General features: G+C 73.2%; 19 protein-coding genes and 1 pseudogene. 14 read left to right on the forward strand and 6 right to left on the reverse strand.

The genetic code is table 11. From position 1 onward, the window contains the following. The first annotated feature begins 395 nt into the window (after nt 1-395). From AB0M76_RS31030 to AB0M76_RS31045, 4 genes are all read left to right on the forward strand, one after another. Nucleotides 396-812, forward strand: a complete 417-nt coding sequence (locus AB0M76_RS31030; protein ID WP_365956052.1) for a hypothetical protein — start codon at nt 396-398, stop codon at nt 810-812. A gap of 104 nt (nt 813-916) precedes the next feature. Next, nucleotides 917-1,108: a DUF5302 domain-containing protein gene (locus tag AB0M76_RS31035; RefSeq protein ID WP_266632185.1), complete on the forward strand. Its 192-nt coding sequence runs from the start codon at nt 917-919 to the stop codon at nt 1,106-1,108. A 199-nt stretch (nt 1,109-1,307) separates the two neighbouring features. Then, a complete protein-coding gene (locus tag AB0M76_RS31040; protein WP_365956053.1) occupies nt 1,308-1,718 on the forward strand; it encodes a rodlin in 411 nt (136 codons plus the stop codon). 203 nt (nt 1,719-1,921) lie between these two features. After that, entirely contained in the window at nt 1,922-2,806 is an 885-nt protein-coding gene (locus AB0M76_RS31045) for a glycoside hydrolase family 19 protein (protein WP_365956079.1), read from the forward strand. A gap of 27 nt (nt 2,807-2,833) precedes the next feature. Here AB0M76_RS31045 and AB0M76_RS31050 read toward each other — a convergent pair whose 3' ends face one another. The 5 genes from AB0M76_RS31050 to AB0M76_RS31070 form a co-directional block, all read right to left on the reverse strand. Then, on the reverse strand, nt 2,834-5,605 hold the full coding sequence (locus AB0M76_RS31050) for a LuxR family transcriptional regulator (protein ID WP_365956054.1): 2,772 nt from the start codon (nt 5,603-5,605) through the stop codon (nt 2,834-2,836). 188 nt (nt 5,606-5,793) lie between these two features. Next, nucleotides 5,794-7,581 carry a S8 family serine peptidase gene (locus tag AB0M76_RS31055; RefSeq protein ID WP_365956080.1) on the reverse strand — a complete coding sequence of 596 codons (1,788 nt, stop codon included), beginning with the start codon at nt 7,579-7,581 and terminating at the stop codon, nt 5,794-5,796. A gap of 611 nt (nt 7,582-8,192) precedes the next feature. Next, nucleotides 8,193-12,323 carry a trypsin-like peptidase domain-containing protein gene (locus AB0M76_RS31060; RefSeq protein ID WP_365956055.1) on the reverse strand — a complete coding sequence of 1,377 codons (4,131 nt, stop codon included), beginning with the start codon at nt 12,321-12,323 and terminating at the stop codon, nt 8,193-8,195. A 5-nt stretch (nt 12,324-12,328) separates the two neighbouring features. Next, nucleotides 12,329-12,826, reverse strand: a complete 498-nt coding sequence (locus AB0M76_RS31065; protein WP_365956056.1) for a CU044_2847 family protein — start codon at nt 12,824-12,826, stop codon at nt 12,329-12,331. Nucleotides 12,827-12,883: 57 nt separating this feature from the next. Further along, nucleotides 12,884-13,630, reverse strand: a complete 747-nt coding sequence (locus AB0M76_RS31070; RefSeq protein ID WP_365956057.1) for a DUF1838 family protein — start codon at nt 13,628-13,630, stop codon at nt 12,884-12,886. Between the two features lie 112 nt (nt 13,631-13,742). Here AB0M76_RS31070 and AB0M76_RS31075 point away from each other — a divergent pair, with 112 nt between their 5' ends. The 10 genes and pseudogenes from AB0M76_RS31075 (at nt 13,743) to AB0M76_RS31120 (ending at nt 22,962) form a co-directional block, all read left to right on the forward strand. Beyond that, nucleotides 13,743-14,735 (forward strand): DUF1996 domain-containing protein, encoded by a 993-nt coding sequence (locus AB0M76_RS31075; RefSeq protein ID WP_365956058.1) that lies wholly within the window; start codon nt 13,743-13,745, stop codon nt 14,733-14,735. Between the two features lie 115 nt (nt 14,736-14,850). Further along, nucleotides 14,851-15,447, forward strand: a complete 597-nt coding sequence (locus AB0M76_RS31080) for a sigma-70 family RNA polymerase sigma factor (protein WP_053787647.1) — start codon at nt 14,851-14,853, stop codon at nt 15,445-15,447. Beyond that, on the forward strand, nt 15,444-16,172 hold the full coding sequence (locus AB0M76_RS31085; RefSeq protein WP_365956059.1) for a zf-HC2 domain-containing protein: 729 nt from the start codon (nt 15,444-15,446) through the stop codon (nt 16,170-16,172). Before AB0M76_RS31080 ends, AB0M76_RS31085 begins: the two co-directional genes overlap by 4 nt. Nucleotides 16,173-17,468: 1,296 nt before the next feature. After that, nucleotides 17,469-18,029, forward strand: coding sequence for a hypothetical protein (locus AB0M76_RS31090; protein WP_365956060.1), 561 nt, complete (start codon nt 17,469-17,471; stop codon nt 18,027-18,029). A 108-nt stretch (nt 18,030-18,137) separates the two neighbouring features. Then, nucleotides 18,138-18,683 (forward strand): hypothetical protein, encoded by a 546-nt coding sequence (locus AB0M76_RS31095; RefSeq protein WP_365956061.1) that lies wholly within the window; start codon nt 18,138-18,140, stop codon nt 18,681-18,683. A 130-nt stretch (nt 18,684-18,813) separates the two neighbouring features. Then, nucleotides 18,814-19,761, forward strand: coding sequence for a hypothetical protein (locus tag AB0M76_RS31100; protein ID WP_365956062.1), 948 nt, complete (start codon nt 18,814-18,816; stop codon nt 19,759-19,761). Continuing rightward, nucleotides 19,758-20,558 (forward strand): alpha-L-glutamate ligase, encoded by an 801-nt coding sequence (locus AB0M76_RS31105; protein ID WP_365956063.1) that lies wholly within the window; start codon nt 19,758-19,760, stop codon nt 20,556-20,558. Before AB0M76_RS31100 ends, AB0M76_RS31105 begins: the two co-directional genes overlap by 4 nt. 91 nt (nt 20,559-20,649) lie before the next feature. Beyond that, nucleotides 20,650-21,504: a DMT family transporter gene (locus AB0M76_RS31110; protein ID WP_365956064.1), complete on the forward strand. Its 855-nt coding sequence runs from the start codon at nt 20,650-20,652 to the stop codon at nt 21,502-21,504. 49 nt (nt 21,505-21,553) lie between these two features. Then, nucleotides 21,554-21,864: pseudogene (locus AB0M76_RS31115) on the forward strand (alcohol dehydrogenase catalytic domain-containing protein); the annotation flags it as partial. Between the two features lie 159 nt (nt 21,865-22,023). Then, on the forward strand, nt 22,024-22,962 hold the full coding sequence (locus tag AB0M76_RS31120; RefSeq protein WP_365956065.1) for an NADP-dependent oxidoreductase: 939 nt from the start codon (nt 22,024-22,026) through the stop codon (nt 22,960-22,962). A gap of 158 nt (nt 22,963-23,120) precedes the next feature. On the opposite strand, the gene AB0M76_RS31125 is transcribed toward AB0M76_RS31120, so the two are convergent. Continuing rightward, the gene (locus tag AB0M76_RS31125; RefSeq protein WP_365956066.1) at nt 23,121-23,960 is read right to left on the reverse strand and encodes a PaaX family transcriptional regulator C-terminal domain-containing protein; all 840 of its coding nucleotides are present in this window, start codon (nt 23,958-23,960) and stop codon (nt 23,121-23,123) included. Nucleotides 23,961-23,980: the final 20 nt, after the last annotated feature.

The raw sequence follows: 23,980 nt of genomic DNA on the forward strand, positions 1-23,980 counted from the left end.
CGCCCCGGCGACGCGATCATGGAGTGGCAGCGCCGGGTGGCGGAGCTCACCGTGGCGGCGAAGCGGGTCACCGACCGGCACTACGGGCGCACGCCGCGCGTCACGTACGCCGCGCGTCACGTACGCCGCCGGGCTCTCCGCGGGCGGATACCTGGTCCGCTGGCAGCTGGAGCACTACCCGGAGCTCTACACGGGCGGCATCGACTGGAACGCGCTCACCTTCACCCAGCAGGGCAGCCTGCTCACGACGCTCCCGCCCGGCGCTGCGCGCCTACCCCCGCCTCGCCAAAGGCGACCAGTCCGCCCGCGAGGCGATCGTCGCAGCAGGCTATCCGAGGGATTCCGAGAAGCAGTGGGGCTAGCACTACTACAACCAGTGGGACCTCCTCCAGCGCGTGATCCGCGAGGAGCTCGACCCCGGCTACGACGGCGCCCAGCAGGGCGGCACCCCGCTCTGCCCGGCGGGCACCGGTCCCGGCTGCGACACGGACTACGACTACGCCTCGCGCCCGCAGTCGGTGCACCGGGCGGTCGAGCGGATCTCGCTGACCGGGAAGATCCAGCGCCCGCTGATCAGCATCCAGGGGACGCTCGACGCACTGACCCCGCCGGCCACGTTCGGTGACGTGTACGACCGGATGGTCACCGACGCCGGGCGGGCGCCGCTGCACCGATACGTCCACGTCGACGGCGGCGCGCACACCGACGGGCTGGTCCTGCTCGACAAGGACCGGCTGAAGCCGATGCTGCCGTCCTTCGTCGCGGCGTTCGGCGAGCTGGAGGCCTGGGCCCGCCCCACCACCCGCTCCTGACCCGCATCACGCGGCCCGACTCGGCCCTGCAAACCGAACCCGCTGGTCAGGGGGGACGCGGGGTGACAGACTGAAACGGCTTCAGGTCAACCCAGGAGGACAACATGGCAGAAGAGTCGGACACCCCGCAGGGCGAATCGGCGGCCGAAGAGGCCAAGCGCAAGTTCCGGGAGGCCCTTGACCGCAACGCCCGCAGTGCCCATGCACAGCAGGCTCACCAGAGCCGGGCGAAGATCCAGGGCGCCAGCGGTGGCGCCGGCGGCAAGAACAAGAAGACCCGCCGCAAGACGGGCTGACCTGCCGCGGTCTCCACGGCGATGCCCTGAAGATGTCGGACGAGGGGGCCGCCTCCAGCTCACAGAGCCGGAGGCGGCCCTCTTCGTGCACTGGGCCACTCAGGTGACGCACGATTACCAAGAGCGTCTGAAGCAGTTGATCAGTTTGTCCCGCCGGGGACAGCCATCCCATGCAACAGTGCGACAGAAGGATCCTCTCGTGCCCAAGAAGCTCATGGCCACCGCTGTAGTCACTGCCTCCATCCTGGGCCTCGGTGCCGCATGGGCCGCCCCGGCGATGGCGATCGGCAACGACGGCGGCGTCACCACGGTCAACGGGAACGACTCCGCGCAGATCTACGGCAACCAGGAGACCAAGGGTGCGATGAGCCCGCAGCTCAGCGTGGTCCAGGGCTCGCTCAACAAGCTGTGTGTCGGGGTGCCGGTGAAGGCCAACGTCCAGGCCCTGCTCAGTGCAGTCCCCATCGACGTCGCGGACATCAACGTCCTGTCCAACCCGCAGGACCAGCAGTGCACCGAGAACTCCACCCAGGCCAAGGGCGACGAGCCGCTCTCGCACATCCTGGACAACATCCCGGTCCTGTCGGGCAACGGCTCCGCCTTCAGCTAACCGCCCCTCGACGGCCGGCAGGGCCCGTACACGCCATGGCGTGTACGGGCCCTGCCCGTTTGCCCGAACACGATAAAAACTGGTCTAGACCTTGACAGGTCCAGACCAGTTTCGCTTCAGTGGCGGTACTTGCCCCCCACGGCAACTCCCCCCACTGAAGGAGCAGTTACGTGATACGTGCGCTTCGCCGCCGCGCCCTCGCCCTGGCCGCCGCCGCGGCCGCCACCTTCGGCCTCGCGGTCGCCCTCCCCGCCTCCTCCGCCTCCGCGGCCGCGGCCTGCGTCACCCCGTGGGCCTCGTCCGCCGTCTACACCAACGGCATGAGCGCCTCCTACAGCGGGCACAACTGGCAGGCCAAGTGGTGGACCCAGGGCGAGACGCCCGGCACCACCGGGCAGTGGGGCGTCTGGTCCGATCTCGGCGCCTGCGGCGGTGGCGGCGGCCAGGACCCGAACCCCGGCAACCCGTCCGGATTCGTCGTCTCCGAGGCCCAGTTCAACCAGATGTTCCCGAACCGGAATTCCTTCTACACGTACAACGGCCTGGTCTCGGCACTGTCGGCGTACCCCGCCTTCGCCAACACCGGCGATGACACCGTCAAGCGGCGCGAGGCGGCCGCGTTCCTGGCGAACGTCTCGCACGAGACGGGCGGGCTCGTGTACATCGTCGAGCAGAACACCGCCAACTACCCCCACTACTGCGACGCGAGCCAGCCCTACGGCTGTCCCGCCGGGCAGGCCGCCTACTACGGCCGCGGCCCGATCCAGCTCAGCTGGAACTTCAACTACAAGGCGGCCGGCGACGCACTCGGCATCAACCTGCTCGCCAACCCGTACCTCGTGGAGCAGGATCCGGCCATCGCCATGAAGACGGCCCTGTGGTACTGGAACACCCAGAACGGCCCGGGCACGATGACCGCCCACGCCGCGATGGTCAACGGAGCCGGCTTCGGCGAGACGATCCGCTCCATCAACGGCTCCCTGGAGTGCAACGGCGGCAACCCCGCCCAGGTCCAGAGCCGGATCAACGCGTACCAGAGCTTCACGCAGATCCTGGGCGTGACACCGGGCAACAACCTCGGCTGCTGACCGGTCCGGCCACCGCTCTGCGCCCCCTCAGCGGGTGCGCAGGGTGGTGGCCAGCTGCGCTCGGGAGCGTACGTCGAGCTTCTGGTAGATCCGGGTCAGCCGGGCCTCGACCGTCTTGACGCTGACGAAGAGCTTCGCGGCCGCCTCCTGGTTGCTGGCGCCCTCGGCGACGAGCAGGGCGAGCCGGGTCTCCGCCTCCGTCAGGGCGGCCAGGGCCACGGCCGGGCCGCCCTCGGAGGGTGCCGGTTCCCGTTGCTCGGAGGCGAGTTCCGCCCAGGGTTTCGCGCCGGCCGCGGTGAACACCTCGGCCGCCGCCGACAGCGCGGCGCGGGCGGGTGCCCGCCGGCGGCGGCGCCGTTCCACCCGGGCCAGGGCGAGCAGCGTACGGCCGCGCTCGACCGGGAGCTGGAGCGCGCCGAACCGGTCCGCCGTGGCCTGCAGCAGGTGCACAGCCGCCTCGGCATCGCCGTGCGCGGACAGGCACAGCCCGCGGGCCCGGTCGAGTGCGGCCACCACCGCGGTGCGCCCCAGGCCGAGGGCGACCGTACGGACGGCACCGAGCAGTTCCGCGGCCTCGTCGGGCGCGTCCGCGGCCACCAGGGCCTCGGCCAGCTCTCCGTGCCAGCGCAGGATCGAGGGGTCGACGACCTGCTGGGCCGCCTCCAGTTCGGCCACCCGGCGCAGGGTGGCCACGGCCTTCGCGGCCTCCCCCGTCGCCAGCTCGGTCAGGCCGAGTGCGTACAGGCTGCGCGAGAGGAACACCTGGTCGTGCTCCTCCTCGGAGGCCTGGATGCCGCGCCGGGCGTATCCGGCGGCGCGCGCGAAGCTGCCGCCCATGGCCTCGGCCATCGCGGCGGCGTACCAGGCGGGGCCGGGCGAGAGGCCCGCCTCGATGGTCAGTTCCAGGGCTCGGCGGGCGTGCGCGGACGCGACCGCGCACCGGCCGCGCCGCAGTTCGACCTCGGTGAGGCTGCGCAGCACCTCGAAGACGTCCTCCGCGGATCCGGTGCGCCGGACGGCGGGCAGCAGGACGAGCAGCTGGCGCCGGGCGTCGGCGATCCGGTCGTCGAAGAGGGCGTGCCGGACGGCGAGGTACTGCGGCGCGTTGCGCATGCCGAGCGGCACCTCGGGGGCGGGCAGGGCCAGGGCCTCGGCCAGGATGTCCTCGGCGTCCGGGTCCCCGAGGATGCGGCCCATCCGGGCCCGTACGGTCAGTGCCATGGCCTCGGCTACCTGGTCGCCGCCGCGGGCGGCGAGCCGGCCGGCCTCGGCCGCGGCGTCGCGGGAGCGGACGGGGTCGCCGTCGCTGAGGTTGTACTTCGTGGCGATCCGCAGCTGTACGGCCGCCTGGAGGACGGGGTCCCCGGCGGCGTCGTCCATGGCGTGCGCGAAGGTCTCGTCGAGGGCGGCGAGGGCCTGTCCCGCGGCGTCGATCACGGCGAGCCGGGCCCGTACCCGGTCGGCGGGTGAGGCGTCGCGGGCCAGTACGGCGCGGGTGGCGCGGCGTGCGAGATCGGCGCGGCCGGCCCAGCCTGCGTCCTCTGCGGCGGCGACGAGGCGGGCCAGTTCGTCCCCGGGCCGGTTGCTCGGCGTACGTTCGGCCGCGAGCAGGCCGAGTTCGGCGGCCAGGGCGCGCTTGCCTCGCCTTCGGCAGGCCGCGGCGGCCTCGGTGATCTCGGCGGCGAGCCATTCGTCGGGGGTGTCCACCGCCAGCGCGCGGTGGCGTACGGCCTGGACGGGGTCGTCGACGGCGGCGGCGAGCGCGGCGTGTCCGGCGGCGCGTTCGGGCCAGCCGGCGTCGGCGGCCAGGGCCATGGGCAGGGCGCCGGCGGTGAACGCGACGGCGCCGTCCTCCCCGACGGTGACCAGCGCGGCCCGTTCCGCCTCGGCGAGTTCGGCCTCGGCGTCGGGCCGGCCGGCCCGGCGCAGCAGGGCGGTCGTCGGGCGGGCCGCGAGGGCGGCGAGCAGCAGGGTGCGGCGGGCCCGGGCCGGGGCTTCGGCGAGGAGTCGGCGGGCGACCTCGCGGGCCTGGCCGGACAGGGGCAGGGGGTCGGCGTGGTGGGCGCTGGCGTCGCGGGCCTCGGCGGCTTCGGCGAGGGAGTGGCCGAGGGCGAGGGCGAGGCGGGGGTTTCCGCCGCTGGCCTGGTGGATGCGGCCGGCGAGGCGGGCGGGGAGGCCGTGGCGGGCGAGGAGCTCGGCCACCTCGTCGGCGCCGAGCGGGGGGACCCGGATCCCGGGGGTGCCGGGCCCGCACAGGGGGCCGCCGACGGGGGCGCCGCCCTGGACGCACTCGGCCACGAGGACCCGTACGCGGGGCGGGGTCAGGCGCAGGGCGAAACGGAGCAGATCGGTGCTTTCCGCGTCCAGCCACTGGGCGTTGTCGAGGACGAGCAGGACGGGGGTGCGAGCGGCGAGGGTACGGAGCACCTCGACGAGGGCGAGGCGCAGCGCGACGTGGTCGCGGCCGGCCCGGGGTGCGTCGGCCTCGCGGCGCAGGAGGGCGATGGCGGTGCGCTGGGGCCCGGAGAGCCGTTCCAGTGCTGCGCAGGGCACGGAGGCGAGGAGCGCGGCGGCGGAGGCCTCCGGTATCCACTGGTCGGCGGCCTCGGGGGCGAGGCGGAGTACGGTCTCGTGGCGGGTCGCGGCCGCGGCCGCGACCGCGCCGACCGCCTCCGTCTTGCCCGCGCCGGCGGGTCCGGTGAGGAGCGCCCGCCCGTGCGTGGTCAGCGCGCGTTCGACCGCCTTGATCAGTTCACCGTGTCCGACGGTCGTGTCAGCGTTCCCCGTCGCCGCCACCACGCACAGCCACCAGCCTCTCGGTCCCCGCTCTGTGCCTTTCCTGTGAGAGGCGACAATACGAGGTCGGATGCCGGGTGGACACGGATTGTGACGCAGAATTCAGTCAGCTGTCAGGAAACGGCTGCGGACCTGCCGATACGAGATGTATCAGCAGGTCCGCGGGCTCAATGGTCCGTACTATCGGGCCTTCAGAAGCCGAGGCTCCAGGCGTCGATGAAGCCGGTGTCGCCGCCGGCGTTGTCGTTGACGCGGAGCTTCCAGGTGCCGTTGGCGACCTCCGAGGAGGCGTTCACGGTGTACTGCTGGTTGATGTTGTCGGTGCCGGCGCCGGACCGGTTGTGCAGCGTGTAGACGCTGCCGTCCGGGGCGACCAGGTCGACCTTCAGGTCACCGATGTAGGTGTGCACGATGTTCACGTTGACCTTGAGGGAGGCCGGGGCGTTGCCCGCGACACCGCTGACGGTGATCGGGCTCTCCACGGTCATGTTGTCAAGGATGTTCACGTTCGTGCCGTTTTCGAAGCCCGGGGTGGTCGGCGAGGTCACGGCGTTGACGGTGGCGGCCGCGTCGGCGAGACCGGCGCCGCAGCCGCCGGTGCAGGTGCCGGCGAGCGGGCGGGCGTTGGCCTTGATGGCCGACTCGACCTGCGCCGGGGTCAGCGAGGGCTTGGCGGCGACGACGAGCGCGGCGAGGCCCGCGATGTGCGGAGCGGCCATGCTGGTGCCCTGGTAGGGCTTGTAGATCTCCGAGCCCGGGGTGGTGGCGCCGTTGTTCAGGGTGGAGAGGATGCCGTTCTCGGGGGTGGTGACGGTGCCGGGCGTGTCGGTGGCGCGGCGGGTCTCACCGCCCGGCGCGGAGACGTCGACCTTGCTGCCGTAGTTCGAGTAGAACGAGCGGTCGCCGGTGCGGTTGGTGGCGGCCACGGAGACCACGTTGTTGCAGCTGGCGGGCGAGAAGCCGGCCGCGTCCGCGTTGCTGTTGCCGGCGGCGACCACGACGGTGGTACCGCGGGCGACGGCCGCGTTGATCGCGTTCTGGTAGGTGGCGGTGCAGGCGCCGGAGCCGCCGAGGCTCATGTTGATGACCTTGGCGGGGGTGGCGTTCGCCGGGATGCCCGCGACGGAGCCGCCGGAGGCCCAGGTGATGGCGTCGACGATGTCGGAGGTGGTGCCGCCGCACTTGCCGAGCACGCGGACGGGCTGGATCTTCGCGTTGTACGCGATGCCCGCGACGCCCTTGGCGTTGTTGGTGGCGGCGGCGATGGTGCCCGCGACGTGGGTGCCGTGCCAGGAGGAGCCGCTGGCCGGGGAGCCGGTGCCGCACTCGTTCGCCGCGCTCCAGTCGCCCTGGTCGGCCGGGTCGTTGTCGCGGCCGTTGCCGTCACGGGCACCGGTGGAGTCGCTGATGAAGTCGTAGCCGGCGACGATGTTCGGGGCCACGTCGGAGTGGGCCACGTAACCGGTGTCGATCACGGCGACGGTGACGCCGGAGCCGGTGGTCTTGTCCCAGGCTGCCGGAACGTTCATGCCGGCGGTGGGCTCGAAGAGGTCCCACTGCTTGGCGTACTCGGTGTCGTTCGGGGTGGCCATCGCGTAGGCGCGGGAGTCCGTCTCCACGTACGCGACGTCCGGGTCGGCACGGAACTGGGCCATCACGTCGGCCGCCGCGGCGGGGGCGACGGAGCCGCCGAGGTTGACGAGGGCGGCACCGGTGCCGAGGCGGCGGTCGAACTTCGCCTTCTTGTTGCCGGCCTTCTTGCCCTTGGCGGTGGCGTCGTCCGCCGCAGCCTTGTTGGAACTGGCCTCGGTGGCCGAGGACTTGTAGCCGACGATCAGGTTCTGCACCGGCGCGGCGGCGGGGGAAGCGGGCGCGCCCGCGGCCGGGAGGGTGGAGGCGGCGGCCGGGGCCGGCGCGGGCTCCGCACCGGTCAGGGCCACGGAAGCGGTGGCGGAGCCGGCGAGCAGGGTGACGGACATCGCCACCACGGATATGAGCCTGCGTCTCGTTGCGTGCACGGTGTTCCCTTTCGCGGGCCGTTTCCGGGCAAGCCGGAGCCGGCGGTTGGAGCTGTGTGGGAGGTGAACCGGCGGCTACGGGGCCGGGGACGGGTTGGTCACGCCCGTCCCGGCCACCGCTGCTCGCCGCGTTGCCCCGGCCGCTTCGGCGGGGCAGGGGCAACGGCGGTGCGGGCGATCCTCCCGGCCGTACGGCTTCACACCATGTGGGGTTGGCGCGGGGTCCGTTCGGGGCGGGAAAGATCGCCGGTGGGCAGACAGTAGGCAACGCGAGGATGAACCCGATACCGGGAAAACCCTTGTCCACCCCCCTGACGCCCCCCTACACCTCCCCGGGACCCTACCTCCAGCCCCTCTGGGCCCTCCTGCGGGGGTGCCCCGTACGGCGCGGGCCGACCACGCGTCGAGGCGGCCTCCAGCAGCAGCCGGAGAGCCGGTCTGGGGCAAAGCCGAATATGTCACCCGAACTCGGGCAAGACCCCTGTCCACAGCGCAGCACGGCCTGTCCCGGGCTACGGGTCAGGCCGTGCAGGGCTGCGTTCGCTCAAGGTCCTGTGCGCCGCGACGCGGCCTCAGCGGGTCGGGCACACGCGGCCGACCGACTTGCGTTCGTCCTCGGTGAGGCTCCGGTTGACGGACCGGCAGATCTCCTTGATCGATGCATCGGGATCGCGGACGACCCACAGCCGCACCGTTCCGTCTTTGCTACCGCTGGCGAGGGTGCCGGAGCTGAACATCACCGAGCCCACCACGGCGGTGTGGCCGGACAGCCTGCTGCGGACCTTGCGCGTGGCCACGTGCCACAACCACACGTCCGAGTCGTCGCTGCCGGTGGCGAGCGTTTGTCCGTCCCTGCTGAACGCCACCGCGTGCACCGGGTACGTGGAGCGCGGCAGGGTGCTGCGATGCGTGCCGGTGTCCCCGTCCCACAGCTTCACGGTGCCGTCGAGGCTGCCCGTGGCCAGGGTGCGCCCATCGGGGCTGAACGCCACCGAGCCCACCTCGTCGGTGTGGCCGGACGGTGTTCTGAGGAGCTTGCCGGTCTTCACGTCCCACAACCGCACCGAGCCGTCGGTGCTGCCGGTGGCCAGGGTGTGTCCGTCGGGACGGAACGCCACCGAGCTCACCGGCTTGCCGGTGCGGCCGTGCAGCGTTCTGAGGTACTTGCCGGTCTTCCCGTCCCACAACCGCACCGTCTTGTCGTCACTGCCGCTGGCGAGGATGCCGTCCCTGCTGAACGCCACCGAGCGCACCGCCCCGGTATGCCCCGGCAGCGCGCGGGCCGTGCCTGTGTCCAGGTCCCACAACCGCACCGTCTCGTCGTCGCCGCCACTGGCGAGGGTGCGCCCATCCGGGCCGAACGCCACCGCCCGCACCGGAGCGCCGAGGCCGGGCAGCGTCCTGAGGTGCTCGCCGGTCTTCCCGTCCCACAGCCGCACGGTCTTGTCCTCGCTGCCGGTGGCGAGTTCGCTCCCGTCCGGACTGAACGCGACCGACGACACCGCGCCGGTGTGACCGGACAGCGGGGGGCGACTCATGTCCGTGTCCGTATCCCACAGACGTACCGTCTTGTCGTCACCGCCGCTGGCGAGCGTGCCGTCCCGTCCGAACGCCACCGACCACACCCCGTCGCCGTGGCCGAGCAGCGGGGGGCGACTCGTGCCTGCGTGCACATCCCACAACCGCACCGTGCGGTCGGAGTTGCCTGTGGCCAGAGTGCGCCCGTCCGGGCTGAACGCCACCGACCACACGCCGTCGCCGTGGCCCGACAGCGGCGGGCGACTCGTGCCCGCCTCCACGTCCCAGAACCGCAAGGTGCCGTCGAGGCTGCCTGTGGCGAGAGTGCGCCCATCGGGGCTGAACGCCACCGACTCCACCGGTCCCGTGTGGCCGGGCAGCGTACGCGCCGTACCCGCGTCCACGTCCCACAACCGCACCATGCCGTCCTCCCCGCCACTGGCGAGCAAGCCGTCACGGCTGAACGCCACCGAGACCACCGGTCGGGTGTGGCCGGGCAGCGTACGCGCCGTACCCGCGTCCACGTCCCACAACCGCACCGTCCCGTCCTCCCCGCCACTGGCGAGCAAGCCGTCACGGCTGAACGCCACCGACCGGACTGCGCCGGTATGGCCGGGCAGCGTTTTACGGAACTCGCCGGTCTTCGCATCCCACAGCCGCACCGTCTTGTCGCCACTGCCGGAGGCGAGCGTGCGCCCGTCCGCGCTGAACGCCACCGACCGCACCACGCCGCCGTGGCCGGACAACGGGGGGCGACTCGTACCTGCGTCCACATCCCACAACCGCACCGTCCTGTCGGTACTGCCGGTGGCGAGTGTGTGCCCGTCGGGGCTGAACGCCACCGACCACACCGGTCCGGTGTGGTCGGACAGGCGCCGCCGCAGCGGGAGGGCGGCGGCAACGTCCAGACTCTTGATCGATTCGAGGGTGTGCCTCGTGCGGTATGCCTTGATGGCCAGCAGTGCGGCAAGGTCGGGGTTTGCGCTGATGAGCGTGTCGGACTGGGCGGCGAGCTCGCGGGAGAGGGCCGTACGGCGTTGGACTTCGGCCGTCCGCCACTCCCAGACGGCTCCGCCCACGGCGACGAGCGCCATGACGAGCAGGGCGGCGAGGATCACGATGGTGATCTTGCTGCGCCGGATGACGGCCAGCTGGCGCTGCTGGCTCGCCGTGAGGAAGTCCCAGATATCGCGCGGCAGACGGCGTTGCTGCTGCCACTCGAGGCCTTCGGCGAGTGCTGTTCCCCCGAGGAGGTCCCCCGGATCGCTCCTCTTCTTCCAGCGTTCCTGCCGTTCGCGGGTGCCCTCGAGCCAATCCTGGAAGCGGTGGTCCTGGCTGACCCAGTCGCGCAGCGTGCCCCAGTCCTGGATGAGTGCGTCGTGGATCAGTTCGGCGACCGGCGGGCCGGCTGGTGCGTCGGCGCCGCCGGGGGTGCGGGGCGTGTGCGTGGTGATGATGCGGTAGCCGGTGAGGGCCTCCAGTACCTCGTCGAAGGCCTCGCCGGCGTCGGGGCCGGCGAGGGGGTCGGCCGCCAGGTCGCGCAGGTCGTGCAAGGGGACCTGCGCGCGGATGGCGGGAATGTGGTGGGCGGGGTCGGCCGGCCGCACCAGAGAGGTCAGGATCCGCTGCGCGATGAGCCGGTGATCGGGGGGCAACTGGTTCAGGGCCGTCTCGCACCACGTGGTCATGCTGCCCCTGACTCCGCCGATGCGCCGGTACGCCTCGTGCGTGAGGTATCCGTCCTGGCGCCTCTGCCACAGCTGACTGAGCGCCAGCTCCAGCAGGGGGAGCGCGGTGACGGGCGCCTCGCGGGTCGCAGCGCCCTCGGGCGCGATGTCCAGGACGTCGCTGATGATCTCCTCGGGCAGCCCGTGCTGGAAATGGGCTCCCAGGTCCTCGGCGGGCTTGGTGATGATGTCGTGCAGGTCTTCCTGGCTCAGCGCACTCGGTACGTTGAGGAGCCCCGGCATCGCCGCCTCCACGATCCGGGCCAGGGCCGCCAGCTGGGGGTAGAAGTCGTCACGCATGACCAGGATCACGCTGAGCTCGGCGTGCGACTTCACCGCTTCGGCGATCTGGTCCGTCGCGGCCTGGCGGTGTGCGTGCTGCCGGCCGTTGCCGGACGGAGCGAGCAGCTCTTCGAACTGGTCGATGACCAGGACGACGCGCTCGTGCACAGGTTCGGCCTCGAGTCTGCGGGTGACGGCTGCGGCGATCCCGTCGGTGGCGGCCCCCGGAAGCCCGGCGCGCTCGATTTCGAGCAGCAGGTTCTGCCGCGGCCGGGCGATGACTTGCAGCCAACGGTCGCTGCCGGGCAGTCCACCGTGCGCCAGCACGGGCAGGACGCCGGCTTCGACCAAGGAGGACTTGCCCGAACCGGAGGGGCCGAGCAGGAGGGTCACCCGCCGCTGCCGGGCGAGGCTCGCGATGACCTGCCGTACGGCGTCCCTACGGCCCTCGAACCAGTGGGCCTGCTCTGCGGTGAACGGCTCCAGCCCCTGGTAGGGGCACACGTCCCGCTCCACCAGATCGGGCCAGACCTCGCGCAGGACGCGTACAGGGGTGACGTAGGCGATGCCCAGCCCCCGCTCGCGCTCGTCCGGGGCGGTGATCTCGGTGAGCATGCCGATGACCAGGCCGGTCTTGGTGTCGAGGATCGGCCCGCCGCTGAACCCGGTGGTCAGGTCGTTGGCGCCGGTCAGCTGGAGGCGCTCGCTCCTGCCCTCGATGGCCGGTAGCCAGTTGCCGACCCGGCCGTAGCCCCAGTGTCCGCCCGGCGGGGCTTGGGCGGGGAACCCGAACGAGAGCACCTCGTGGCCCTCGCTGCCTGCGGCGGAGCCCAACGGAAGCGGCTCCACGTCCGGCAGGGCGCTGCTCAGGCGGACGACGGCCACGTCCTCGTGCTCCGGGGCCCGCCACGGCTCCTCGAGGACCTGTCCCTCGACCCGAGGCGCGCCGGCCGCGCGCGGGAAGACCAGCTGTACGCTCCCGCCGGGCCCGGATCCCGCCCCGGTGACGACATGTGCGCAGGTGACCAGGACGTCCCTGGCCACCAGGAAGCCCGCGCCGGCCACCGCCCCGCCGGCGCCGAGGATCTGGGCCACGGCGGGCGAGATTCCCGCTCCCGGGGTGTGACCGCCCTCCGGCCCCCCGGTGGCATCCGGCCCCTCGGCAGCGCTGTCCACCGGGGTCAGCCCGCGCTGCCGTCCGGGCCCGGTCGGGCAGCGCCGGACGCCTTCCATGCCACGGTCACGTTCAAGTGGCAGCCGGCGCCGGTCTTCGCGATCACGGCCCCGGCCTCGAACGCGAGGTCGACACCGAACGCGACGACGATCTCGTCGGGACGCGCCTTGCGCAGTTGCTCGAGGGTGGCGCGGACCGCCTCCGTGATCGGAACCAGGGCCTCTTGGAGCGTCTCCGGCAGGTCGTGGATGGCGTCGCCGAGGCGACCGGCCTTCACCGGCCCCTCCAACGCCTCCGATCCGGCCGGGGCCTCGATCAGAAGGCTGCCCCCGCCGTCCAAGGGAATCCGAGCCAGAGGCGCCACAACTCCTCCTCCACCCGCGCTTGTAGGGCTGAGGCCGCTCATGGCCGCGAACGGGGCGGCGATGGCGTCGGGCGTCGGCGGCACGTGCGATCGGCCGATCGACGCGCACGTACGAGCCCGCTGCCGGGTCCTGGCCATCATCGCCAGAACCGGGCACGTGCCGCATCCCGGGCTGCGCCGTACGGGGCCGAAGGCCGGTCAGGGCCGAGGCTGCGGTTCGTGGTGCCTGCGGAAGTAGGTCCAGCTGGTCTCGTTGGGTTCGGTCCACTTCTCCGGGGCGTGGGCGTACTCGGGGTGCTGGGCGGCGATGTAGGCACGGGTGCGCTCCGGCACCTCTGCGTACGAGGCGAGCTTGCCGCCCCGGCAGTGGAAGGTGAGTCCGCCCGGGCTCTGGCCCTGTTCCATCCACGGGAGCCACGGGGACATCCGCATCCAGGACATGGTGCACGGGACGCCGGGCTCGTCGGTGGTCAGCGCCGAGCGCGGCGCGAAGAACTGGAAGAGCTCCAGGGCCCTGTACGTGTCGTCGGCGGAGTTCAGCGGGTACTCGGCGACCGACAGCGGCGAGGGGTAGGCGAGCGGGATCTCCAGGCTGAAGCAGACCTGGTCCCCGAGCTCGGTCAGGGGGACCGGGAACGGCCGCAGCCGCAGGTTGGCCGGATCGTTCCAGATGTGGGTCACCGGCTTGCCCTCCCAGGTGTCCAGGATCTCCCGGGTCTGCGGATCCAGGTAGAACGCGGCCTCCCTGGTGAGCAGTTGGAAGCCGCCGCTCTCCGGGTCCTCGACGAGGCGGGCGACGTTGACGCCTTCGAAGCCGAAGAGGCGCCGGTACGGCTGGTCCGGGGCCCAGGAGTGGACGTCCCCCGACCACCAGAAGGTCACCTCGGCGCCGTCGAGCGAGGCGCGGGTGCGGGCGAACGCGTGCAGGAGCTCAGCGGGTGTCATGCCGGGAACTGTGCGCGGTCGCCCGCCGGCTCGGCAAGCTCCCCGGCGGCGGCCTGGCCGACATGTGGATGCCAGGTTGACGCTGCGGCGCGCAGCGGCAACCGTGACCCGCATGCGGAACGAACGCCGACTGCTCACACTGCTCGTCTGCCTGGTGCTCGGCATCGGGCTGACCGCCGCCGTGTTGGGCGCTACCCGGGTGGCGAGCCCCGACGGGACGCCGCATTCCGGGATGAACTCCCGTGACTACGTGGACATACAGGACGTACCGCCCGGTCCCCGCGAGCCGTCGGCCGGGCCCGACGCCTCGACGGGCACCGTGACGGTGGACTGCGGACGCAACGAGGAGCGCCACTACAACGAGGACAACCTCGTGGTGTCGCCGGGACTGCGCTCGGGCGCCCACCACACCCACGCGTACGTGGGGAACCTGTCCACGGACGCGATGTCGACCGATGCCTCCCTGGCCGCCGCCGCGACCAGCTGCCGCGGCGGCGACCGGTCCACGTACTACTGGCCCGTCCTGCGCCGGCTGGACCGGGCGGGCAGCCACCCGCACGAGAGCTCCGCCGGGCACGGCAACTCGGGCGAGATCCTGCCCGAGGCGGCGGTCTCCGTGGAGTTCCGCGGCAGCCCGGTGGGCAAGGTCGTTCCGATGCCGCGCTTTCTGCGCGCGATGACCGGCGACGCAGTGGCGTACACCGCCGCGAGCAACGCCGACGTCCGCGCCCGCTGGGGCTGTTCCGGCTTCCCCGACCGGTTCACCACCCGCTACCCGCGCTGCCCCGCCGGCGAACGCCTCACCCGTACGCTCGTCTTCCCCAGCTGCTGGAACGGACTGGACACCGAGAGCCCGGGCCACCGCTCGCACCTGGCCTTCCCCGCGGCCAACGGCGTCTGCCCGCAGGGCACCTTCGCCGTGCCGCAGCTGCGCATCTCCCTCGCGTACGAGGTGGCGCCGGGCGTGCCGGTCGCCGTCGACTCCTTCCCCGAGCAGCGGCACAGCCCGAAGACGGACCACGCCATGTTCGTGGACGCCATGACGAACGGGCAGATGGCCGCGATCGTCGACTGCCTCAACGAGGGGCTCGGCTGCCGCACCTGAGGGCCGCCCCTTCGAAGTACTGCCACATATGAGTGATGCGCGTCACATGAACCAGGTCCCGTCGGGAGGCGTGTTCTGTCCGCACCAGATGGGCGAGGAAGACGGAGAGGGTGAGATGGCCGGACCACTGTGGCCCCGCACGCGGCGGGGCTCGACCGACGAGGCATTGATCAGGTCGGTCTACGAGGAGCACGGCCACGCCCTGCTCGCGTACGCCACCCGGCTGACCGGGGACCGGGCCACGGCCGAGGACGTCGTCCAGGAGACCCTCATCCGGGCCTGGCGGCATTCCGAGGTCCTGGTCAACGGGAAGGGTTCGGTGCGCGGCTGGCTGCTGACGGTGGCCCGCAACATCATCACCGACCGCTACCGGGCCAAGGCCGCCCGCCCCGCGGAGGTTTCCGGGGCCGCGGCCGCTCCGCCGGTCGAGCTGGACCACGCCGATTCCGTGGTCGACACGATGACCGTGCTCGGTGCGCTCGACCAGCTGTCCCCGGAGCACCGGGACGTGCTGAAGGAGTTGTACTACCGCCAGCTCAGCGTGGCCGAGGCTGCCGACAGCCTCGGCATCCCGGCGGGCACGGTCAAATCACGCGCGCACTACGCCCTCAAGGCGCTGCGCGAGGTGTTCCGACAAGGCAGTACCAGGGAGGGCAATCGAATGGGCAGGCCGCCCCAGCAGCCCGCCGGACTGCGTGAGGTGGTGGCATGAACCGGCAGCGGCACGAGGAGGAACTGCTCGGCCCGTACGTTCTCGGCGTCCTGGAGGCGGAGGACGTCCGCCGGGTCGAAGAGCACATGAGCGGCTGCGTGCAATGCCGTGAGGAGGTGGCCGCGTTGCGCGAGATGGAAGCGGCATTGGGCGAGGTGCCTGCGGAGGCCTTCCTCGACGGACCGCCGCAGGGCGGTGATCTGCTGCTCCAGCGCACCCTGCGGCAGATGCGCAACGAGGCGGATGGCGAGCGGCGCCGACGATGGAGCGTCGCGGGACTGGCCGCGGCGGCCTCGCTGGCCGCCGTGTTCTGGGCCGGGGCGCAGCTGGGCTCAGCGGACGGCGGGCCGGTCGCCCAGCCGCTGCCGCCCCCGCCGACGGCCACGGCGCAGCCGTCGCCCCCGGTGGCGGGCACGAAGGTGGCCTCGGCGACCGACGCGGGCACCAACGCGCGGATGACCGTACAGGTCACGCCCGCCGCCAAGTGGGTACGGGTGCACGCGGCCGTCGCGGGGATTCCGCCGGGCGAGCGCTGCGTGCTGATCGTCGTCGGGAAGGACGGCAAGCGCACCTCCGCCGGCAGTTGGGTCGTCGGCAGCCAGATGGGCGAGGGCAAGGGCGCCTCGCTGGACGGCTCGGCGGCGGTGGACCCGGCCAACGTCAAGGAGGTCGTGGTCGAGAACGAATCGGGCAAGCGGTTCGTGTCCGTGCCCATGCCGGTGTAATCAGGCGGGACCTTGTCGGGGAGCCCGGGCGGCCGCCAGCGGCCGTCCGGGCTCTTCGCTGTACGCGGCCGCCGCGGCTGCCCCGGCCCCTGGAGGACCGGATCGGCGACCTGATCGCGGTGGACGCCGAGCGGTTCGTGCGCTGGCTGACCGCGCCCGAACGGATGGCCGGCCACAGCGAGTACCTCCTTCCGCAGTCCGTGCTGCGCCGGCTCGTCCGGGCCGATCCGCCGTCCCTGCTCGCCCTTGGCCGACGCTGGGCGGGACGCCCCGCGTACTTGGCCGCGCTGGTGCAGGCGCTGCCTCCGGGCCGGCGCGAGGCGTTCCACGACGCGGCCACCGCGCACACGCCCGCGCCCGACGGTCTGGTCCCCGACCCCGTCCTGGCCGTGCTCCCCCGCGGGCGCCGCCAGGCCGAGGCGCGGCGCCGTGCGGAGCGTGCCCGCCGCGACGGGTGGGCGACCGACCGGCTCCTCGAAGTGGTCGCGCACCTTCCGGTCGACGAGGCCCGGCCTGAACTCCTGGCCGCGATACAGCGGTCCGACGCCGACACCCGCCGGGTGGCCTGGGCCCGGCTCGTCGAGAACGCGGTCCGCGCGCGCGACGCCGAGGCGCTGGGCGAGGTGCTCGAACTGATGACACGGCGGCTGCGCAACAACCGCGACCCCGTGCGCGCCACCGCGCTGTTGGCACTGGCCGGGGTGCCGGTGCCGCTGCTGGCCGGCGAGGCATCGGCCGCCTGCCTGGACCGGATCGCCATGGACGCCGTGGAGGCCCGCGACTGCTCCGCCGACACGCGCTGGGCCCTGGAGCGCCTGGTGTTCAAGGTGCTGGAGAGCCGGGCTGCCTCCTCCGTGCTGCTCAACTGGGCGCTGCGCACCCTCCACGAGCTCACCGTCCACACGGGACACCTCGCGTTTGGCGCGCACGGGGGCGCGCTGCCGCGCGGCCGGGAGCAGCGGATCTTCGACGTCCTGCGCCCCTGGCTCGACGTCCGCGCGGCCAAGGGCGACCACCGGCCGCTGATCACGCTCGCGATCCACCTCGGGGACCGCTGCCACCGCATGCCGGAGCTCCAGCGGATGCTCGACGAGGCCCGCAAGCGGTGCACCGACGGGGTGTTCCCGCAGCTCGTCCGGGTCTGGCTCGCGGACCCGGCCACGCGCGGCGAGCGGGTGGCCGCGCTGCTGGAGCAGGAGCCGTCGGCGGTCGCGCTGGCGCCCGTGCTCACGACGGCACGCGCACTCGGCGGACACGCTGCTCGCGGAGACCGCGCTCGCCGCCTCGGCGCGGACGGTGGAGCCGGCGGCGGTCCTGCCCGAACTGCTCGCGCACGCGGGCGACGACCACGCCCGCGTCGCGGTGTACGCCGCCGGGCGGGCAGCGGCGGGTACCTCGCCGACCCGGCTCGCGGAGCTGCTGGACGGACTGTTGGGCGCTTCCTCGGGCGTCAAGGTGACCAGCCGCAAGGAGGCGGCCCGGCTGACCGTCCGGTTCCTGCCGGCCCGCCGGGCCGCGGCGCTGCTGGCGCGCATCGCCGGCGACGAGGTCAGCCACCCCGATGTGGTGACCGCCGCCGTGGGCCTCGCCATCGGGCTCCTGGAGACCGGGGAGGTCTGGAACCTGCTCGAGACGGCCGCGGCGAGCGGTACCCGGGAGGCGGGGGCGGCCATCGCGCACGCCTCGCCGCTCCGGGTGGCGCGGCCGCACCGGCCGCGCTACGCCCGGCTGGTGGCGCTCGTCGCCGCCTCTCCCCACCGGTCCGTGGCCGGTCAGGCGGTCGCGGCCCTGCCGGACTGGGTCGCCTTCGCGCCCGAGGCGGCGGACCCCGTGCGGCTGGCGGTCTGCGGCCTGTAGCCGGACCCCGGCTGGAAGGCCGCGGCGGCGGCGCTGGGGAAGATCGCCGGTTCGGGGCTGCCGCACCCGGTCGGCGGCGGCGAGCCCGGGAGCCAGTTCCATGGTGCCGTGGCCGAGCTGTTGGCCGTCGTACGGTCCGGGGACGACCCGGAGGCCGAGGCGGAGCGGGATCTGCCTGCCCTGCAGCGGGTGCGGTTCATGAGCCAGGGCATCGACGGGGAACACCACGAACTGCGTGCGGCCCTGGTCCGCCAGCTCGCCGGCGAACCCGCCCTGGCCACGACCCGCGTGGCGCTGCTGCGGCGTTCGGTCGACCTGTGCGCGGACCTGGCGGAGCTGCGGGCGGCCCTGGACGCCCTCGTGGCGGCCCATGAGGGCCGGCCCGGGCTGGCCGCGTCGACGGCGAGTGCGCTGCGCGACGGGAGCCGGCACGGCGGCCGGGTCCCGGACCCGGCCGTGGTGCTGGAGGCCGCACGCGGTCTCGCGGAGAACGGGGCCCGGGTACCTGGGATGTTCGCCGTCGCCCTCACCACGGCCATGGGCCGGCGCTTCGGCTGGCCGGCCCAGTGGCGCGCGCTGCTCCGGGAGCTGAGGCGGCACTCGGAGCCGGAGGTACGGGACGCGGCCCTGGTGGCGGTCACGCACGACGAGTGACCGGTGGTTGGCGGCTCGGCGGCCCACATCCCCATCCGGACCGATCATCACATTGCGGTCCATGACATCCTGTGGCGTCACAACTCGCCGGACGGGATCGGCGGACGTCCGGGGAATATGGGGAAGGTCGATGAGGCTCTGCTTCCTGGTGGAGGAGCACTACCGCCACGACGGCATGCCGAACGAGGTGATCCGGCAGCTCACCGCATGGGGTCACCAGGTGGACGTGGTGCGGCCGGGCGGCTCACTGCTGCGCATGGACGAGGTCATGGGCTCGGGCGCGCACGACGCCTGGGTGCTCAAGACCGTGTCGGGCGGGCCCGGGCTGACCCTGCTCGAGGCCGCGGCCGCGGCCGGGATGACCACGGTCAACGACGCCCGCTCGATCCGGGGCGTACGGGACAAGGCCCTGGCCGCCGCCATCGGCCGGACCCGGGGGCTTCCGATGCCCCCGACGTACGCCGTGGCGCTGCCGGAACTGCTGCGGGAGATACCGGCGGCGGAGTACCCGCTCGTCGTCAAGCCCGCGGACGGCAGTTCCGGTCGGGCCGTGCACCTGGTGTCCTCGCCCGGGGAGCTCGAAGCGCTGCTCCCGGAGCTGGCGGGCGAGCACATGCTCATCGCCCAGCCGTACGTGGCCAACTCGGGCACCGACATCAAGGTGTACGCGGTCGGCGGGGAGCAGTTCGCCACCGAGCGCTGCTCGCCCCTGCACCCGGATCCGGCGGTGCGGGAGCGGCGCGTGCCGCTGTCCGCCGAGGTGGCGGCGATCGCCGCGCAGGTGGGGGCGGTCTACGGGCTCGACCTGTACGGGGTCGACGTGCTGCTCGGGCCGGACGGGCCCGTGGTCGTGGACGTGAACGACTTCCCGAGCTTCCGTCAGGTCCCGGACGCGGCGGCCCGGGTGGCCCGGGCCGTGCTGGGGCTGGCGCGGACGGGCAGCCCGGTGGCCGCGGCGGCAGCCGTGTGCCGGCCGCGGGCGCCGCACGGACTGCCCGTGTCGATCCCGGTGCAGGGGCCGCCGGTACAGACGTCTGCGGTGCAGGCGTCCGCGCGGGCCGGCGAGGCCGCCCTGTGAGGGTCTGCCTGGTCACGCCGGAGCCCGGCCATCCGCTGCTGGCCGCCGCGGCGGCGCTGCTCGAGGCCGCCGGGCACCGGGTGGAGTCGCTGGATCCGGGTGCGGTGGGCGAAGCCCCTGCCGACCTGGCCGACGTCTACCTGCTGAAGTCCCGCACGCCGCAGGCGCTGGCCCTCGCGCGGGAGCTGGAGCGGCGCGGGGCCCCGGTCCTGAACTCGGCGGAGGCGACCACGCTCTGCCAGGACCGCACGGAAATGGCGGAGCTGGCCCTGCGGGGCGGTCTGCCGTTCGCGGGCACCCGTACGTACGGCTCCCTCGCGGTGTGGGCGGCGGGTGAGCCGCTCGTCGCCTCGCCCCTGGTCGTCAAGAGCCGGCACAGCCGCAGGCACGACCTGGTCGCCCGGGTCGACGACCGGGCCCGGCTGCGCGAGCTGGCGAACGCCTGGCCGCAGGAGCCGGTCGTGGTCCAGGAGTTCGCGCCCAACAGCGGCTGGGACCACAAGCTGTGGGCGATCGGGGACCGGGTCTTCGCCGCCCTTCGCCGCTCCGAGCTCGCACCGGAGGGCCGGGGTCCGACCCGGCCGCTGGCCCTGTCCGAACTCCCGCCCGGCTGGGCGGACGTGGTGCGCCGGACCGGCGAGGTGTTCGCGCTCGACGTCTACGGGGTCGACCTCATCGACACCGGCGACGGCACCCCGCTGATCGTGGACGTCAACGCCTTCCCCGGCATCCGAGGCCAGGCCGGCGCCCCGGAGGCCCTGGCAGCGCTCGCCCTGGACCGGGCCGCCCGCCGCTGATCCCGTCGGCTGAGGACCGGACAGGGGGAATCCGCCCCGTCGGGGCGTGTCGGCGGGCCGGGGGTGCGGCGGGCGCCGTGAGGATCGGCGGATGGGCGTCGTGCTGCCGGTCTCCTTCGCGCTGTTCGCGGCGCTCAGCAATGCGCTGGCCACCGTGCTGCAGCGGCGGGCCGCGCTGAGCGTGCCGCAGAGCAAGGGCTTCCGGTTCGGCCTGGTCCTCGATCTGCTGAAGCGGCCCGTGTGGATCGCCGGGATCCTGGCCGTGATCGCGGCCGGGGTGGGGCAGGCCGCGGCGCTGACCACCGGCGCGCTGGTCCTCGTACAGCCGCTGTTCGTACTGGAGCTGCCGCTCGCGCTGCTCATCGCCTCGCTGGTGGCCCGGCGGCGGCTGCCGGGGGCCCTGTGGCTCGCCGTGGCGGGGGTGGTGGCCGGGCTGGGGGTGGCGCTGGCCGCGGCCTCCCCCGCAGGGAACCGGACGCACGTGCCGATCGACCGGTGGATCCCGGCCCTCGCCGTGTGCGCGGCCGTCGTCGCGGCCCTGGCGGCGGCCGGGCTGCGCAGGCCGCCGGGGCGCGCGCGGGCCGGCTGCCTCGGCGCGGCCACCGCCGTCTGCTACGCGCTGACGGCCGCCCTGATGAAGCACTCCGTATACGTCCTGACCGAGGGCGGCATCGGGGCGTTCCTGACCACGTGGCAGACGTACGCCTTCGGCGCGACCGGTATCTGCGCCCTGCTGCTGCTCGAACACGCCATGCAGGGCGGGCCGCTGGTGGCCTCGCAGCCGGCGCTGACTCTGGGCGATGCGGGCATCAGCGTCGCGCTGGGCGTGGTCCTGTACGAGGAGCACCTGCGGGCGGGATGGTGGGTCCTCCCCCAAGTGCTGGGCGTGGCACTGATCTGTGCGGGCGTCGTCGCCCTCGCGCGGGCCGGTACGGGTGCTCCCTGACGGCGGGTGCGGGGTAGCGTGCGGAGCAGTCGACTGGAGGGCGGTTCCCATGCGCGCGGTGGTGTTCGAGCAGTACGGGCAGCCGGCCGAGGTCCGAGAGGTGCCCGATCCGAGTCCGTCCCCGGGCGGGGTCGTGGTGCGCGTCGAGGCGACGGGGCTGTGCCGCAGCGACTGGCACGGGTGATGGGGCACGATCCGGACATCGTGCTGCCGCACGTGCCCGGGCACGAACTCGCCGGCGTGGTGGAGGCGGTGGGCTCCGGGGTCGTGGGCCGGCGGCCCGGGGACCGGGTCACCGTGCCGTTCGTCTGCGCCTGCGGGACCTGCGCCGACTGCGCGGCCGGCGACCAGCAGGTGTGCGCGTCAGACGCAGCCCGGTTCACGCACCGGTCCGGGGCGCTGCGGCCCGACCCGAACGACCCGTCGGTCCCGACGTACACCGTCCCGCCACTGCCGTAGGGACGCGGGCGGAGGAGAAACTGCTTTCCTTCCATGATCGTCAGGATCAGAATGATCCGCATGCAGACGACACGGGTGATCACTCAACAGGCCCTCGGCGGCTCCGACGTGCTGGAACTCGCCGAGATACCCCTCCCCTCGCCGGGCCCCGGCGAGGTCCTGGTCCGGGTTCGGGCCACTGGCATGAACCCCGCGGACTGGAAGGTCCGCATCGGCAAGGTGGACTTCTTCGGCCCGCCGCCGTTCGTACTCGGCCACGAGTTCAGCGGCACGGTGGAGGGCGTCGGCGAGGGCGCGGTCCGCTTCGTGGTGGGCGAGGAGGTCTACGGCTGGACCATCCCGCCGCACGGCAGCCACGCCGACCACGTGGTGGTCCCCGAGGACCGGATCGCACCCAAGCCGCGCACCCTCGACCATGTCGGCGCCGCCGCCCTGCCGATCTCCGGCTTCACCGCCTACCAGGCCCTGGTCGCGCTCTCCGACGTACGGCCCGGCCAGCGGGTGCTGATCCACGGCGCGGCCGGCGGGGTCGGCCACCTCGGCGTGCAGATCGCCAAGGCCCGGGGCGCGTACGTCATCGGCACGGCCCGCGCCGCCAAGCACGACTACCTGCGCGGACTCGGCGCCGACGAGCTGATCGACTACACGGTGGAGGACTTCTCGGCGCTGCGCGGCATCGACGCGGTGCTGGACACCGTCAGCAACGACTACGGCCCGCGTAGCCTGCCCACCCTCAACCCGGGCGGCATCCTGGTCGACGTCGTCGGCGTCGGCGTGGACCGCACCGAGGTGACGGCCCGAGCCGCCGAACTCGGCGTACGGTTCGTGGAGTTCTTCCTGGAGCCCACCCCCGCCGTGCTGACCGCCTTCGCCGAACTCGTCGACACCCACGGCGTACGCCCCACGATCTCCGGGACCTTCCCGCTCGCCGAGGCCGCGAAGGCCCACGAGCTGAGCGAGACCGGCCGGGTACAGGGCAAGATCGTCCTCGTGCCGTAAGCGGCTTCGGTGAAGTGGGGTGCGTTTTCGCGTCGTCCGGTGCGGTGCATCGCAAGGCGGAGCGGCACGCTTGTACTGGACGTACCAGGGTGCTGCGACAACGCGGCGAGGCGCCATGCCGGGCGGCGCGGGGGCGTGCCCCACTTCCCCGAGACCGCTTAGTGCCGGGCAGCGGCCTCCTCCAGGCCCGTGACCTCCCGGACGTGGCGCAGGCTCGGCTCCAGCAGGACCGCGTGGAGCTGCTGGAAGACCTGGCGGGCGGCCACCGCGTTCCAGTCGGCCGGCAGGAGTTCGGTCGGCAGGCCCGGGTCGAGGTACGGCAGGCGGCGCCACTGCGTGAGCAGCGGCACGTAGTGGCGGAACGCCTCGGCCGGGCCGGGCTCCCCCTCGGCCGCGAGGCGCTTGGCGACGGGGGCGTAGGTGTCGGTGAAGGCCGCGTACTGCGTCTGGATCGCCGGGAAGTCCCACCACTCGCTCACCGTCTGCGCCAGGTCGCTGAAGGCGGCGTAGTCGGCGGCGAACAGGTGCACGTACTCGCTGAGGCCGAGCCGTACGAGCATGCCGCGGGCGTCCTCGAGCAGCCGGCCCGGGGCCAGCCACACGCCCGGGGCGATGTTGCCGAAGCCGAGCCAGGTCAGCCGGGTGCGCAGCTGGTAGCGGTGGGAGCGCTCGGACTCCGGTACGGAGAACACCGCCATGGCCCAGCCGTCGGCCAGGTCGGCGGGTTCGAGGCTGGCGAAGATGCGGCGGTCGCCCTCGTCGAAGACGGGGTGCACGGCCGGGCTGAGCCGGTAGCCGGTGGCACCCCGGCGCTCCGGTTCGAGGACGCCGCGCTTCTTGAGCCGTGAGATCGCCGACCGCACCGCCGGGCCGTCGACGTCCAGCTCGCCCATCAGCGTGATCAGGTCCGCGATGGAGATCCAGCCGCCGAGGCGGCGCAGAAACGCTCCGTAGACCGTGTTGATCAACGAGCTGGGCCTGAGGGGGCTGTCCGACATGATCGCCTTCCGTTGTACGC

It is taken from the genome of Streptomyces sp. NPDC051364 (genome assembly GCF_040682115.1).
Lineage (GTDB): Bacteria > Actinomycetota > Actinomycetes > Streptomycetales > Streptomycetaceae > Streptomyces.